Source organism: Cupriavidus basilensis (genome assembly GCF_000876015.1).
GTDB classification, from domain to species: Bacteria; Pseudomonadota; Gammaproteobacteria; order Burkholderiales; family Burkholderiaceae; genus Cupriavidus; species Cupriavidus basilensis_B.
Genome location: NZ_BBQM01000031.1, coordinates 88,169 through 102,182 on the forward strand (window position 1 = coordinate 88,169; position 14,014 = coordinate 102,182).

The window sequence follows — 14,014 nt, forward strand, 5'->3', positions numbered from 1 at the left end:
GGCTGCCTAGTGCCCGCAGCGGTGGATTTCCACCGTCACGTGCGCGAGTTCCTCGTGCACGGACAGCGCCTCCTTCACGCGCGCCGGCGTGAGCGCGTCGTCGTGCGTCACCAGGCTGGCGATCACGGCGAACTTCTGCTTGCCCACGCGCCACACGTGCAGGTCGGCCACGCGCGTGCCTTCGGGGCCGTCGTCGAAGCCGGCCAGCACTTCGCGCACCTCGTCCACCACCGGGTGGTCCATCTCGCGGTCCAGCAGCACGGTGCCGGTCTGCCGCAGCAGGCCCAGCGCCCAGTGGCCGACCAGCGCGGCGCCGGCCAGGCCCATCACCGGGTCGAGCCAGCCCAGGCCGAGCCACCAGCCGCCGGCCAGCGCCAGCACCGCCAGCACCGAGGTGGCGGCGTCGGCCAGCACGTGCAGGTAGGCCGAGCGCAGGTTCAGGTCGTGGTGGCCGTGGTGATCGTGGCCATGATCGTGTCCGTGGTCATGCCCGTGGTCATGTCCGTGATGGGCGCCGCCCAGGATCAGCGCGCACGCCAGGTTGACCAGCAGGCCGGCGATGGTCACGGCCAGCGCCTCGCGGTAGTGGATGGCCTGCGGGCTGAACAGCCGCTCGACCGAGCCGTACACCATCAGCGCGGCCACGCCGAGCAGGAAGATGGCGCTGGCGAAGCCGGCCAGCACCTCGATCCTCCACGCGCCGAAGGCGAAGCGCCGGTCGCCGGCATAGCGGCGCGCCGCGGCGTAGGCGAACGCGGTCAGGCCGATGGCCAGCGCGTGCGAGCTCATGTGCCAGCCGTCGGCCAGCAGCGCCATCGAGTTGAACCACAGGCCGGCGGCGATCTCGACGACCATGGTGGCGGCGGTGATCAGCATCACCAGGCGGGTGCCGCGCTCGGCGGCGCGGTTGCCGGTGTCGAAGACGTGGCTGTGGGTCCAGCGGGAGAGATCCTGGGTATGCATGGCGGTCCTGTGCAGCTTGGAAATATCGTCGGGCGCAAGCGTAACAGCGCGCGGCGCCACCGGGGCGATTCGTCCCTGCCGGCAGCATGGGCAGGCGCGCCGGCGCGGGCTGTCACGCGTCTCTGCTATTGTTGGCGCGCTGCCCGCCGCAGGCAAGGCACAAGATAACCCACAAGACACCCTACAAGACAGCGCCACAGACGATGCATGCCTCCACCCTGACTTCCGCGGCCGCCCCGGCGCCGATCCCGCTGCGCCAGGCGTTCTGGTACTGGCTCAAGCTGGGCTTCATCAGCTTCGGCGGCCCGGCCGGGCAGATCGCCATCATGCACGAGGACCTGGTCGAGCGGCGCCGCTGGATCTCCGAGAGCCGTTTCCTGCACGCGCTCAACTACTGCATGGTGCTGCCCGGCCCCGAGGCGCAGCAGCTGGCCACCTACATCGGCTGGCTGATGCACCGCACCTGGGGCGGGGTGATCGCGGGCGGGCTGTTCGTGCTGCCTTCGCTGCTGATCCTGATGCTGCTGTCGTGGATCTACCTGCGCTTCGGCGAGGTGCCGGCGGTGGCCGGCGTGCTGTATGGCATCAAGCCGGCGGTGACGGCCATCGTGGTGTCGGCGGCGTGGCGCATCGGCTCGCGCACGCTCCGGAACGGCTGGCTGTGGGCCATCGCGGCGGCGTCGTTCGTGGCGATCTTCGCGCTCGGGCTGCCGTTCCCGGCCATCGTGGTGGCCGCCGCCGTGGCCGGCCACGTGGGCGGGCGCATCGCGCCGCAGCGCTTCGCCGGCGGCGGCGGGCATGGCGCCGGCAAGGCCGGGCACGGCCCGGCGCTGATCGACGACCACACGCCCACGCCCGCGCACGCGCTGTTCTCGTGGCGGCGCTTCGCGCGCGTGCTGGCGGTGTTCCTGGCGGTATGGGCGCTGGCGCTGGGCGCGCTGGCGTGGCGCTACGGCTGGCAGGGCACGCTCACGCAGATGGGCTGGTTCTTCACCAAGGCCGCGCTGATGACCTTCGGCGGCGCCTACGCGGTGCTGCCCTATGTCTACCAGGGCGCGGTGGCGCATTTCCACTGGCTGACCGCGCCGCAGATGATCGACGGGCTGGCGCTGGGCGAGACCACGCCGGGCCCGCTCATCATGGTGGTGGCCTTCGTCGGTTTCGTCGGCGGCTGGACCCACGCCGTGTTCGGCGCCCACGCGCTGGTGGCCTCGGCGGTGGCGGCGGCCGCGGTGGTGACGTTCTTCACCTTCCTGCCGTCCTTCCTGTTCATCCTGCTGGGCGGCCCGTTCGTGGAAAGCACGCACGGCAACCTGAAGTTCACCGCGCCGCTGACCGCCATCACGGCGGCGGTGGTCGGCGTGATCGTCAACCTGGCGGTGTTCTTCGCCTATCACGTGCTGTGGCCGGCCGGGCTGCAAGGCCGCTTCGACTGGTCCTCGGCGCTGATCGGGCTGGCCGCGGCGGTGGCGCTGTTCCGCTTCAAGGCCGGCGTGATCCCGGTGATCCTGGGCTGCGGGCTGGCCGGCATGGCCATCGTGCTGCTGCGCTGAGTCCGCCAGCCGCCGCTGCCAGCCGCTACCAGCCGCTGTAAGGCGCGTCCGGCGCGCGGTGTGCGGCGAAATGCCGCGCCAGGTAGTCGACGAAGGCGCGCACCTTGGCGGTGAGATGGTCGCGCGTGAGGAACACGGCGGACACGTCCGCCGGCGGCGTCGACCACTCCGCCAGCACCTGGCGCAGCCGGCCCGAGCGCAGCATCGGCGCCACTTCCCATTCCGAGCGCATCAGGATGCCGTGGCCCTGCAGGGCCCAGCCCAGCGCGACCTCGCCGTCGTTGGTGCTGGCCGGGCCGCGCACCTTGACGGTCTCCTGGCGGCTGGCCGAGCGCAGGTGCCAGGTGCCGTAGGTGACGTCGCTCTCGCGCAGCACGATGCAGCGGTGCCGCTGCAGCTCGCGCGGCGAGGCCGGCTCGCCGTGGCTGGCCAGGTAGCGCGGCGCGGCGCACAGCAGGCGGCGGTTGTGGGCGAGCGGGCGCGCGGTCAGGCGGGCGTCGGGCAGGCCGCCCACGCGGATGCCCACGTCGAAGCCGGCCTCGGCCAGGTTGAGCGGCCGGTCGGTCAGCTCGAGCTGCACCTCCACTTCCGGGCAGGCCAGCAGGAAGGCGCCCACCGCCGGCGCCACGTGGCGCCGGCCGAAGCCGAGCGTGGCATTGACGCGCAGCAGCCCGCGCGGCGCCACGCGGCTGCCGCCCAGGCCCTGCTCCAGCTCCTCCAGCTCGGCCAGGATGCGCGCGCCCTGTTCCAGGTAGGCCTCGCCCTCCTGCGTCACGCTCAGGCGCCGCGTGGTGCGGTGGAGCAGGCGCACGCCCAGGCGCGCCTCCAGCGCGGCCAGCCGCTTGCTGGCGGCCGACGGCGTGATGCCGAACTGCTGCGCCGCGCCGGCCAGGCTGCCGCGCTTGACCAGGGTGACGAAGAAGGCGAGATCGGAGAAGGTATCCAAACGGGAATTGGTGAACTGAAGGACCGAATGAAAGTCTGTGGATGAAATTATAGCGGCGCGTTCAATGGTTACACTGGCATCTCCATAAAACAGCGCGGCGGAAGCGTTCCCGTTTCCAAGCCGCCGGACCAAGGAGACCCACCATGACCCGCTTTACCGCGACCCGCGCGTTGACCACCCTGGCCCGCCGCGTGCGCCGGGCCCCGGCTGCCGCGCTTGGCGCGCTCGCCCTGTGCGCCGCGCTGGCGCCCGCCGGCGCCGCCGAGACCTTCCCGGCGCGCCCGATCCGCCTGATCGTGCCGTTCGCGCCGGGCGGCAGCGTGGACATCGCCGCGCGCCTGATCACCGAAGCGTGGGGCCGCCAGCTCGGCCAGCCGGTGGTGGCGGACAACCGCGCCGGCGCCTCCGGCAACATCGGCATGGACCAGGCCGCCAAGGCCAGGCCGGACGGCTACACGCTGGCCATCAACAACGTGGCGCTGGCGGTCAATCCTTCGCTGTTCGCCAGGCTGCCGTTCGACACCGAGCGCGACCTGATGTCGGTCGGCACGATGGGCACCTCGCAGCATGTGCTGGTGGTCACCAACAGCCTGCCGGCCAAGGACGTGAAGCAGCTGATCGCGCTGGCGAAGAGCGAGCCCGGCAAGCTGAGCTTCGGCTCGGCCGGCACCGGCAGCACCCTCCACATGGCGGCGGAGCTGTTCAAGTCCGAGTCCGGCGCCAACATCCTGCACGTGCCCTACAAGGGCGGCGGCCCGGCCATGCTCGACACCATCGCCGGCCAGGTGCAGATCAGCTTCCCGGTGCTGTCGGCCGCGCAGCAGCAGGTGCAGGCCGGCAAGCTGCGCGCGCTGGCGGTGACCGGGCCCAAGCGCTCGCCGCTGATGCCGGGCGTGCCGACCGTCGCCGAGGCGGGCCTGCCCAACTACACGTTCGAGACCTGGTTCATCGTCAGCGCGCCGGCCGGCACGCCCAAGGACGTCATCGCCACGCTCAACCGCACGCTGAACCAGGCGCTGTCCACGCCGGAGATGAAGGCGCGCCTGCTCAAGGAAGGCTTCGAGCCGCTCACCATGAGCCCGGCCCAGGCCGACGCCATGCTGCACAAGGAAACCCTGCGCTGGGCCGCGCAGATCAAGCAGGCCGGCATCACGCCGGAATAGCCGTGCCGCGCGGCGGCCACCGCCGCCGGCCGGCTACCCACAAACAAGCACCCACAAGCACAAGTCTCATGCCAGGCCGTACCTTTTACCGCAAGCTGGTGGATTCGCATACCGTGGCGGCGCTCGACGCCGACCACGTGCTGCTCTACGCGGATCTGCACCTGATGAACGAATACACCAGCCCGCAGGCGTTCGCCGGGCTGGCCGAGCACGGGCGCGCGGTGCCCGCGCCGGGCCAGCAGGTGGCGGTGGTGGACCACATCATCCCCACCCACGCGGAAAGTCCGCGCCGCATCCAGGACCCGGCCTCCGCCTTGCAGGCGCGCAACCTCAAGCGCAACTGCGAGCGGCACGGCATCGCGCTGTTCGACACCGACGACGCGCTGCAGGGCATCGAGCACGTGATCGCGCCCGAGCACGGCATGATCCGCCCGGGCATGGTGGTGCTGTGCGGCGACAGCCATACCACCACCTACGGCGCGCTGGGCGCGCTCGGCTTCGGCATCGGCACCTCGGAGGTCGAGCACGTGCTGGCCACGCAGACGCTGGTGTACCGCGTGGCGCGGGACATGCGCATCCGCGTGGACGGCACGCTGCCGCGCGGCGCCACCGCCAAGGACCTGATCCTGCACGTCATCAGCCGCATCGGCGCGCAGGGCGCGCGCGGCTACGTGGTGGAGTTCTGCGGCAGCGCCATCGGCGCGCTGTCCGTGGAGGCGCGCATGACCCTGTGCAACATGACGGTGGAAGCCGGCGCGCGCGGCGCGCTGATCGCCCCCGACGCGCGCACCGTCGATTACGTGCTGGCGCGCGCGCCGGATATCGCCGGCGAGCTGCGCGAGCGCGCGCTGGCCTGCTGGCGCGAGCTGCATTCCGACGCCGATGCGCGTTTCGACAGCGAGCTCGCGTTCGACGCCAGCCACGTCGCGCCCTACGTCAGCTGGGGCACCAGCCCCGACCAGGCCATCGCCATCGACGCGCGCGTGCCGCTGCCCGCGGACGCCGCCGACGACGTGGCGCGCAGCGCCGCCGCGCGCGCGCTCGACTACATCGGCCTGGAGGCCGGCGCCACGCTCGAAGGGCTGCCGGTGCAGCGCGTGTTCATCGGCTCGTGCACCAACGGGCGCATCGAAGACCTGCGCGCGGTGGCCGGCATCGTGCGCGGACGCCGCGTGGCCGAGGGCGTGCGCGCGATGGTGGTGCCGGGCTCGGGCGCGGTGCGCGCCCAGGCCGAGGAAGAGGGCATCGCGCAGGTGCTGCGCGACGCCGGTTTCGAGTGGCGCAAGCCGGGCTGCTCGATGTGCCTGGCCATGAACGACGACGTGCTGGCGCCCGGCGAGCGCTGCGCCTCCACCACCAACCGCAATTTCGAGGGACGCCAGGGGCGCGCCGGGCGCACCCACCTGATGAGTCCCGCGATGGCCGCCGCCGCGGCCCTGACCGGCTGCATCACCGACGTGCGCCGCCTGGAGCAGACCGATGCCTGACAACCGTAGCGAAATCCGCACCGAAAGCCAGACCGGACACGGCGCAAGCCAGGCCGGACACGACCTGATCGCCGCCACTGGCGCGCCGCTGCCGGTGGGCAACCTCGACACCGACCAGATCATGCCCAAGCAGTTCCTGCGCATCATCGACAAGGCCGGGCTGGACCGCGGGCTGCTGTACGACATGCGCTTCGACGCCGAGGGCGCGCCGCGCCCGGACTTCGTGCTCAACCAGCCGCAGTACCAGGGCGCCGGCGTGCTGGTGGCCGGGCCCAACTTCGGCTGCGGCTCCAGCCGCGAGCACGCGGTGTGGGGGCTGCAGCAGTTCGGCATCCGCGCGGTGATCGCGCCGAGCTTCGGCGAGATCTTCTACTCCAACGCCATCAACAACCGCCTGCTGCTGGTGATGCTGCCGCAGGCCGAGGTGGACGCGCTGATGGCCGCGGTGTCGGCGCCCGCGCCCGCGCGCATCGAGATCGACCTGGCCGCCATGACCGTGCGCGCCGGCGCGCTGTGCTTCGGCTTCGCGCTGGCCGAGCGCCACCGCCTGATGTTCCGCCAGGGCCTGGACATGATCGGCGCTACGCTGGCGCAGCAGGCGCGCATAGCGGAATTCGCGCGGCGCCATCACAATGCACAGCCGTGGCTGCAGGATGTCGCGGCCCGGACGATGGCGCGGCTGTCCGCCTAGGCGCGGCCGCATTCAGGAGGACCGATCGTGTTCGAAGGCTTCACCCCGCGCCGCGTGCCCTGCGGCGACGTCGAGATCCACGCCGTGGTGGGCGGGCAGGGCCCGGCCCTGCTGCTGCTGCACGGCCATCCGCAGACCCACGTGATCTGGCACAAGGTGGCCGCCGCGCTGGCGCGCCACTTCACCGTGGTCGCCACCGACCTGCGCGGCTACGGCGACAGCGGCAAGCCCGCCGGCCTGCCGGACCACGCCAACTACAGCAAGCGCGTCATGGCGCAGGACCAGGTCGCGCTCATGCACGCGCTCGGCTTCGAGCGCTTCCTGGTGATGGCGCACGACCGCGGCGCGCGCGTGGCGCACCGCATGGCGCTCGACCATCCCGGCGCGGTGCGGCGGCTGGTGACGCTGGACATCGCGCCCACGCTGGCGATGTACGAGCAGACCAGCCTGCAGTTCGCCACCGCGTACTGGCACTGGTTCTTCCTGATCCGCCCGGCGCCGTTCCCCGAGACGCTGATCGAGGCCGACCCGGCGCTCTACCTGCGCAGCACGATGGGCGCGCGCAGCGCCGGCCTGGCGCCGTTCACGGACGCGGCGATGGCCGAATACCTGCGCTGCCTCGAGCTGCCCGGCGCCGCGCACGGCCTGTGCGAGGACTATCGCGCGAGCGCTTCGATCGACCTCGAGCACGACCGCGCCGATCTCGCCGCCGGGCGCAAGGTCGAGTGCGGGATGCTCGCGCTGTGGGGCGAGCAGGGCGCGGTGGGCCGCTGCTTCGCGCCGCTGGACGAGTGGCGCAAGGTGGCGCGAGACGTGCGCGGCAAGAGCCTGCCGTGCGGCCACTACATCGCCGAGGAAGCGCCCGAGCTGCTGCTGGAAGAGACGCTGCCGTTCCTGCTGGCCGCGCACTGAGCCACACTGAGCCGCATCGAGACACATTGAGGCACATCGCGCTGCACGCAGACGCATTGCGCCGCCCGGCGCGAGTGGGGATGACGGGGGGTAGCCCGCGCGTGCATGCGCGCCACGGCCCGCGCTTTATCGCGCAATGAGGGCACAAAGCGCGGTGTTCGGGGATAAAATGCGCGCCATGCCTGCCATTTGCCGTCGTGTCCCGGTCCGGGACGCGCGGCAGCCCGGCACTTCTCTCCCCTATGGACGACACCCCGCCGCGCGCACCGATCCCGTCACCTCCCGCCACGTTCGCCGCGCCCGCAGACGCGAGCGCGGCGGCGGGCGTGGCCGCCGCCGCCGGGCAGCCGGACCTGCTGCTCGACAGCATCGCCGATGCCGTCGTCGCGTTCGACCGCGACTGGCGCTTCACCTACGTCAACCGGCCCGCCGAGCGCCTGTTCAGGCGCAGCCGCGCCGAACTGCTGGGCCGCGCCATCCGCGACTGCTGCCCCGAGCTGGACGGCTCGCCCAGCTACCAGGCCGGCGTCGAGGCCGCCGCCAGTGGCGAGCCCCGCACCAGCACCGCGTTCCATGCGCCGCTGGCCTGCTGGCTGGAGGCGCGCGTGTTCCCGCACGCCGGCGGGCTGGCCATCCTGTTCCGCGACGTCAGCAGCGAGCGCGAGCAGTCCGCGCAGCTCGAATACCACGCCGGCCACGATTACCTGACCGGCCTGCCCAACCGCCGCCGCTGCACGCAGGTGCTGGCTGACGCGGTGGCCGAGGCGGCCGCGGCGCACGCCGCAGCGGCGGGCGGCGGCGACGGCAGCGATGATGGCAGCGGCAGCGGCAGCGGCAGCGGCAGCGACGGCGCGCGCGACGGCGTGGCCGTGCTGTTCGTCGACCTGGACCGCTTCAAGGAAGTGAACGATGCGTTCGGCCACGCCGCCGGCGACGCCCTGCTGCGCGAAGTGGCCGAGCGCTTCCTGGCGCTGCTCGGTCCCGACGCCTTCGTCGCGCGCGTGGGCGGCGACGAGTTCGTCTTCGTGCTGCGCTGCGCCCATGCCGGCCAGGCCGAGCGCTTCGCCGGCACCATCCTGGCCGGCGTCTCGCATCCGTTCCAGGTCGAGGGCCACACGGTGCTGCTGGGCGCCAGCGTGGGCATCGCGCAATGGCCCGAGGCCGGCAGCGGCGCCGACACGCTGCTCAACCACGCCGACGCCGCCATGTACGCCGCCAAGGGCGCGGGCCGCTTCCAGTTCCGCACCTTCCACCGCGATCTCGCGCACGGCATGCGCCAGCGCCTGCAGCTGCGCGCCGACCTGCTGGCGGCGCTGGCCGACGACCAGCTCGTGCTGCACTTCCAGCCGCAATGGTCGCTGCCGGACGCGCGCCTGGTGGGCGCCGAGGCGCTGCTGCGCTGGCAGCACCCGGTGCACGGGCTGCTGCTGCCGGGCGCCTTCCTCGACGTGGTGCTCGAGTCGCCGCTCGAGGCCGCGGTCGGCATGTGGGTGATGCGCGCCGTGTGCGGCCAGATCGCCGGCTGGCGCCGCGAGGGCCTGCCGGTGCCCAAGATCTCGCTCAACCTGTCGGCCCGGCAACTGGTGATGCCGGGGCTGGCCGGGGTCCTGACCGGGCTGGCGAGCGAGCACCGGGTGCCGTGCGCGCTGCTCGACGTGGAAGTCACCGAGAACGCGCTGATGACCGACCTCGACAACGCCGCCGCGGCGCTGGGCGAGCTCAAGCGGGCCGGCATCAGCGCCTCGCTGGACGATTTCGGCTCGGGCTACTCCAGCCTGGCCTACCTGACGCGCCTGCCGGTCGACACGCTCAAGGTCGACAAATCGTTCGTCGCCGCGCTGGGCCGCGCGCCCGAGGCGCTGGCGGTGATGCGCGGGGTGATCGCGCTGGCGCGCTCGCTGGGCCTGCGCAGCCTCGCCGAGGGCGTGGAAAACGAGGCCCAGCAGCGCCTGCTGGCCGACGAGGGCTGCGACGCGGCGCAGGGTTTCCTGCTCGGCCGGCCGCTGCCGCCGGCCGAGTTCGCCGCCGTGATGCGCGGCGGCGGAGCCACCGGGCGCGGATGACGCAGCGCGGCAACAACCCGCAGTCATGCCGAGCACGATGGGGCCCGGAGGTGCATAATCGCCCACCAGTACGACACGTCCTGGCCGAAGTGGTCGACCGGCTCAACATACATTCATGAATGGATGTATAATTTCGCGATTGTTCGCCTGGGAGTCCAGGCGTCTGTTGCGGAACTTGACCATGACTTACCGTTTTATTGCCGGATGCATCGGCACCTGGCTTGCGATCGCCGTGACCGCGGGCTGGGTGATGGAGCGCCTCTGGTCCTGAGTACGGGTGGTCGGCCTTGCCGCGCGGAGGTGGCAAGGTTTTCGCCAGGACTTGCCATTCTCGCGGTTTCACCACCACCTTGCACATGACCAATCAGAAGAAGAAGGCCGGCCTTGCCCGCCGGTTCGCATCGCAATTCAAGGCGCTCGGCGCCGTCGCCGCTCTGGGCGCCTGCGCTGCCGCGCACGCCGATCCCGCGGTCCACGTGGCCGTCGGCCGCGATCCCGGCCACAACATCAACAAGTACGAAGTCGGCGTCAACTGGGATTCCGGCTTTGCCTGGGGCAACCCGCAGGGCTGGCAGTTCAAGCTGCAGTGGGAAGCCGAAGTCGCCGAGTGGAATACCCTGAGCGGCACCAACCACCACAACCTGACCGAATTCGGCTTCACGCCGGTGTGGCGCCTGGAAAAGCGCGGCGGCGCCTGGGTGCCGTTCCTCGAAGCCGCGGTCGGCGTGCGCATGCTGAGCAGCAAGTACACTTCGGAAGAGCACCGTTCGGGCAGCCTGTTCCAGTTCTCGGACATGCTGGGCCTGGGCGTGGCCTTCGGCCCGAAGACCGCCTATGAGGCCGGCTTCCGCTACCAGCACGTCTCCAACGCCGGCATCAAGCAGCCCAATCCGGGCAGCGGCTTCTACACCGGCTACGTGCGTTATCGCTTCTGAGGCTAGCCGCCGGGCCTGACGCCCGGCGCCCATCAGGCCAGCCGCGCCAGCCCCGGGCGCGCGCCACGCGCGCCGCGCGCCGGGCTTTCCGCCGGCGCGGCGCGGTCCTGCCCGCCGCGCAGCGAATCGAAGAAGCGCCACAGCGCCGGCGCGTCGCTGGTGGCCACGTTGAAGCGGATCCACGGCGAATCTCCCTCGTCCGGCACGAAATACGATCCCGGCGCGAGCCAGATGCCGTGCTCCAGCGCCAGCGTGGCCAGCCGGTTGCCGGAGCGCGCGGCCTCGCCGTCGCTTCCTTCTCTTTCTCCGCTTGCCCCGTTCTTCCCGCTGTCCTCCGGCCGCACGCGCGCCCAGGCGAACATCCCGCCTTCCGGGCGCAGCAGCACTTCCAGCCCGTGCGCCTCCATCTTCTCCGTGATGCGGTCCTGCTGGCCGCGCAGCCGCTCGGCCAGCGCCGCCACGTGGCGGCCGTAGTGGCCGCTGGCCAGCACCGAGTACACCAGCCGCTCGGTCACTTCCGACGAGGTCAGCCCCACCGCCATCTTGGTGCGCGCCAGCGCCTTGGCCAGTTCCGGGCTGGCCGCGAGGTAGCCCACCCGCAGCGAGGGCGCGATGGTCTTGGAGAAGCCGTTCACGTAGATCACGTGCGACAGCCCGTCCATTGCCGCCAGCATGGGCGAGCCGGCCGGCGCCAGCTCGCGGTAGATGTCGTCCTCCACCACCAGCAGCCGGTATTGCTCGGCCAGCTGCAGCACGCGGTGCGCGTTCATGCTGGTGAGCGTGCCGCCGGTCGGGTTCTGCAGCACCGTGTTGACGAACAGCGCGCGCGGCGCGTGGGCGCGGATGGCGTGGTCGAGCGCGTCGGTGTCCAGCCCGGCCGCGGTGCGGCGCACGCCCACCACCCGCAGCCCGGCCAGGCGCAGGATCTGCAGCAGGTTGCAGTAGCAGGGATCTTCCACCAGCACCGTGTCGCCGGGGCGCAGCAGCGTGCGCACCACCAGGTCCAGCGCCTGGGTGGCGCCCTGCGTGAGCACCACCTGCTGGGCCTGCACCGGCATGCCGTACTGGCTCAGGCCGGCGGCGATATGCTCGCGCAGCGCGGCGAAGCCGTAGGGATGGCCGTAGCCCGACACCTGCGCGGCCGGCACGCGCGCGGCCGCGCGCATGGCCTGGTGCAGCCCTTCCTCGTTGAGCCAGTCGCCGGGCAGCCAGCCCGCGCCGGCCTTGATCGGCACCGAGTGGTCGGCGAACACGTCCGACAGCAGCCAGGCGGCGTTGAGCCCGGGCGCTTCCCAGCGCGCCGCCGGCACCTGCCCGGCGGGCGCGTGGCGGTGCGCCACCGTGTAGCCCGAGCCCACGCGCGCGCTCAGGTAGCCCAACGCGGTCAGGCGGCCATAGGCCTCGGCCACGGTGAAGGTGCTGATGCCGTGCTGCTGGGCGAAGCGCCGCACCGAAGGCAGCGCCACGCCGGCGCGCAGCACGCGGCGGTCGACCAGGCTGGCGATGCCGGCCACGATCTGTTCGGTCAGGGTGTCGCCGCTGCGGCGGCCGCGCACGAGTTCCAGGTTGAGCATGCGTCACGCGCGATGAAAATGAACCTGTACAGTTTAAGCGCACCGCCCAGCCAACGGGAAGCACGGCCTCGCGGCACCTCGATGCCACGCTGCCGCGCAATGCCCGCGCGGGCGCGGATTTCCATGACGCAATGCGCAATCGCGTTGCCATCGGCCGTGCCGGCCGGCATCGGCGCCATGCCGTGATCTGTACGGTTGTTGCACTAGAACCTGTACGGTCAGGCGAGGTTTTGCCGACCGTATATTCTTCAAGACAGGCCGTACCGCTACAGTGGCCGCATTCACCAGCAGTGCCCCCGGACAACCGACCGAACAACCCGGGCGCGGCCCGCACGCCGCGCCCCTAGCCGAACCCCCTGAGGAGGACGTATGGATGCCGCCAAGACCGTGATCCCCGATCTCGACGCCCTGTGGATGCCGTTTACCGCCAACCGCCAGTACAAGGCGGCGCCGCGCCTGCTGGCCTCGGCCAGCGGCATGTACTACACCACCCATGACGGCCGCCAGGTGCTCGACGGCTGCGCCGGCCTGTGGTGCGTGGCCGCCGGCCACTGCCGCACCGAGATCACCGAAGCCGTGGCGCGCCAGATCCAGACTCTGGACTACGCGCCGCCGTTCCAGATGAGCCACCCGCTCACGTTCGAAGCCGCCACCAAGCTCGCCGGCATCATGCCCGCGGGCCTGGACCGCATCTTCTTCACCAACTCGGGCTCGGAATCGGTCGACACCGCGCTGAAGATCGCGCTGGCCTACCACCGCGCGCGCGGCGAAGGCCAGCGCACGCGCTTCATCGGCCGCGAGCGCGGCTACCACGGCGTGGGCTTCGGCGGCATGGCGGTGGGCGGCATCGGCGGCAACCGCAAGGTCTTCTCCGGCAACCTGATGCCCGGCGCGGATCACCTGCCGGCCACGCTCAACATCGCCGAGGCTGCCTACTCCAAGGGCCAGCCGCAATGGGGCGCGCACCTGGCCGAGGATCTCGAGCGCATCCTGGCGCTGCACGACCCGTCCAACGTCGCCGCCGTGATCGTCGAGCCGCTGTCCGGCTCGGCCGGCGTGCTGGTGCCGCCGGTGGGCTACCTGGAAAAGCTGCGCGAGATCACCAGCAAGCATGGCATCCTGCTGATCTTCGACGAGGTCATCACCGCCTTCGGCCGCCTGGGCGCGGCCACCGCGGCCGAGCGCTTCAACGTCACGCCGGACCTGATCACGATGGCCAAGGCCATCAACAACGCGGCCGTGCCGATGGGCGCGGTGGCGGTGCGCCGCGAAGTGCACGACGCCGTGATCAACTCCGCCGCGCCGGGCGCGATCGAGTTCCTGCACGGCTACACGTATTCGGGCCACCCGCTGGCCGCCGCCGCGGCCATCGCCACGCTGGACATCTACAAGAACGAGGACCTGTTCGGCCGCGCCGCCGCGCTGGCGCCCGCGTTCGAGACCGCCGCGCATGCGGTGCGCGGCGCGCCGCACGTGAAGGACATCCGCAACTTCGGTCTGGTGGCCGGCATCGAGCTGGAGCCGCGCGCGGGCCAGCCCGGCGCGCGCGGCTACGAGGCCTTCCTCAAGTGCCTGGAGCGCGGCGTGCTGGTGCGCTACACCGGCGACATCCTGGCCTTCTCGCCGCCGCTGATCATCACCGAAGAGCAGATCGGCCACATGTTCGACACCGTGAAGAAGGTCCTGCAGGAATTGCAGTAACCGCGGCGACCAGACAGGGGACACCG

General features: G+C 71.7%; 11 protein-coding genes. 8 read left to right on the forward strand and 3 right to left on the reverse strand.

Features of this window, described 5'->3' with window-relative positions; translation table 11 throughout:
• Positions 1-6 precede the first annotated feature (6 nt).
• The gene (dmeF, locus tag KF708C_RS31655; protein WP_059415654.1) at positions 7-963 is read right to left on the reverse strand and encodes a CDF family Co(II)/Ni(II) efflux transporter DmeF; all 957 of its coding nucleotides are present in this window, start codon (positions 961-963) and stop codon (positions 7-9) included.
• Between the two features lie 203 nt (positions 964-1,166).
• Here dmeF and chrA point away from each other — a divergent pair, with 203 nt between their 5' ends.
• The gene (chrA, locus tag KF708C_RS31660; protein WP_059415656.1) at positions 1,167-2,516 is read left to right on the forward strand and encodes a chromate efflux transporter; all 1,350 of its coding nucleotides are present in this window, start codon (positions 1,167-1,169) and stop codon (positions 2,514-2,516) included.
• Between the two features lie 25 nt (positions 2,517-2,541).
• Here the strand turns inward: chrA and KF708C_RS31665 are convergent, their stop codons facing one another.
• Positions 2,542-3,462, reverse strand: a complete 921-nt coding sequence (locus KF708C_RS31665) for a LysR family transcriptional regulator (protein WP_059415660.1) — start codon at positions 3,460-3,462, stop codon at positions 2,542-2,544.
• A 143-nt stretch (positions 3,463-3,605) separates the two neighbouring features.
• Between KF708C_RS31665 and KF708C_RS31670 the strand changes: the two genes are divergently transcribed.
• The 6 genes from KF708C_RS31670 (at position 3,606) to KF708C_RS31695 (ending at position 10,713) form a co-directional block, all read left to right on the forward strand.
• Positions 3,606-4,625, forward strand: a complete 1,020-nt coding sequence (locus KF708C_RS31670; protein WP_082080167.1) for a tripartite tricarboxylate transporter substrate binding protein — start codon at positions 3,606-3,608, stop codon at positions 4,623-4,625.
• A 68-nt stretch (positions 4,626-4,693) separates the two neighbouring features.
• Positions 4,694-6,112, forward strand: a complete 1,419-nt coding sequence (gene leuC / locus KF708C_RS31675; protein WP_020204914.1) for a 3-isopropylmalate dehydratase large subunit — start codon at positions 4,694-4,696, stop codon at positions 6,110-6,112.
• Positions 6,105-6,803, forward strand: coding sequence for a 3-isopropylmalate dehydratase small subunit (gene leuD, locus KF708C_RS31680; RefSeq protein ID WP_269432203.1), 699 nt, complete (start codon positions 6,105-6,107; stop codon positions 6,801-6,803). The genes leuC and leuD overlap by 8 nt, the downstream gene beginning before the upstream one ends.
• Positions 6,804-6,830: 27 nt before the next feature.
• Positions 6,831-7,715 (forward strand): alpha/beta fold hydrolase, encoded by an 885-nt coding sequence (locus tag KF708C_RS31685; RefSeq protein WP_059415662.1) that lies wholly within the window; start codon positions 6,831-6,833, stop codon positions 7,713-7,715.
• Between the two features lie 242 nt (positions 7,716-7,957).
• Positions 7,958-9,778, forward strand: coding sequence for a putative bifunctional diguanylate cyclase/phosphodiesterase (locus KF708C_RS31690; protein WP_059415664.1), 1,821 nt, complete (start codon positions 7,958-7,960; stop codon positions 9,776-9,778).
• Positions 9,779-10,134: 356 nt separating this feature from the next.
• Positions 10,135-10,713 carry an acyloxyacyl hydrolase gene (locus KF708C_RS31695; RefSeq protein ID WP_020204919.1) on the forward strand — a complete coding sequence of 193 codons (579 nt, stop codon included), beginning with the start codon at positions 10,135-10,137 and terminating at the stop codon, positions 10,711-10,713.
• Between the two features lie 32 nt (positions 10,714-10,745).
• Here KF708C_RS31695 and KF708C_RS31700 read toward each other — a convergent pair whose 3' ends face one another.
• On the reverse strand, positions 10,746-12,287 hold the full coding sequence (locus tag KF708C_RS31700) for an aminotransferase-like domain-containing protein (protein ID WP_020204920.1): 1,542 nt from the start codon (positions 12,285-12,287) through the stop codon (positions 10,746-10,748).
• 369 nt (positions 12,288-12,656) lie between these two features.
• Here KF708C_RS31700 and KF708C_RS31705 point away from each other — a divergent pair, with 369 nt between their 5' ends.
• A complete protein-coding gene (locus KF708C_RS31705) occupies positions 12,657-13,988 on the forward strand; it encodes an aspartate aminotransferase family protein (RefSeq protein WP_059415666.1) in 1,332 nt (443 codons plus the stop codon).
• Positions 13,989-14,014 lie beyond the last annotated feature (26 nt).